This is a genomic window from Loktanella sp. SALINAS62 (assembly GCF_018263905.1).
Lineage (GTDB): Bacteria > Pseudomonadota > Alphaproteobacteria > Rhodobacterales > Rhodobacteraceae > Loktanella.
In genome coordinates this window covers 1-736 of sequence record NZ_JAAFZU010000010.1, presented here as the reverse complement: position 1 = coordinate 736, position 736 = coordinate 1, and the positions used below count along the sequence as shown (strand labels likewise).

Here is a 736-nt window from a genome sequence, read left to right as displayed (position 1 = left end):
ACTGCTGTGAGGTGTCCGGATTGGTCGTGACGACCTTTTTACCCCGAACCACGCCCTTGATGCCCAAATTGCGCATCAACCGTTCCACCGTGCATCGTGCGATCTGCTGATTATCGCGCAGCAAGACATGCCAGATCTTCCGCGCGCCATAGAGCTTGCGGTTCTCTTCCCAGGTAGCGTTGATCTTGATGCACAGATCAGCGTCAGACTTCGCCCGTTGCGATGCCCGATCAGGATCACGCAAGATGGCGCGCCGCTCATAATAGGTGGACTGGGCAATTTGCAGCATTCTGCACATCGGCTCGACCCCGAACTCACCGCGATGTTCTTCAATGAAAGCAATCACTTGCGAAACGGGCGGTCGAGCTCCGCCAGGGCAAAATACGCTGATGCTTTCTTCAGGATCTCATTGGCCTACCGGAGTTCGCGCACCTCGCGCTCCAACTCCTTGATCCGCGCTTTCTCAGCACTGGTTTGGCCCGGCGGTTCGCCGCCATCACACTGAGCCTGCCGGACCCAAACGCGAAGACTGTCTGGCGAACAGCCCAATTTACTTGCAATCGCTGTGAATAAAGCAGCTTCGCTACGATACTCTTCGCGGTGCTCCATCGCCAACCGCACTGCACGTTCGCGGAACTCAGGTGAATACGGCTTCGAGGTCTTCTTGTTGTGTGTCTGTTCCATAATGGGCAATTCTCCGAGAGTTTTACCCTCCGGTAAACCCGGGGCGGTTCAC

2 protein-coding genes and 1 other annotated feature are annotated in these 736 nt (G+C 56.2%); both genes read right to left on the bottom strand.

Annotated features, from left to right (window positions below; genetic code table 11):
- Positions 1–289, bottom strand: a 289-nt coding sequence (locus tag GZH79_RS05500; protein ID WP_211642782.1) for an IS3 family transposase, incomplete at its 3' end; no start/stop codon positions are given.
- Positions 272–388, bottom strand: a sequence feature (AL1L pseudoknot). It overlaps the preceding gene by 18 nt.
- Positions 389–414: 26 nt before the next feature.
- On the bottom strand, positions 415–684 hold the full coding sequence (locus GZH79_RS05495; protein ID WP_211642781.1) for a transposase: 270 nt from the start codon (positions 682–684) through the stop codon (positions 415–417).
- Positions 685–736: the final 52 nt, after the last annotated feature.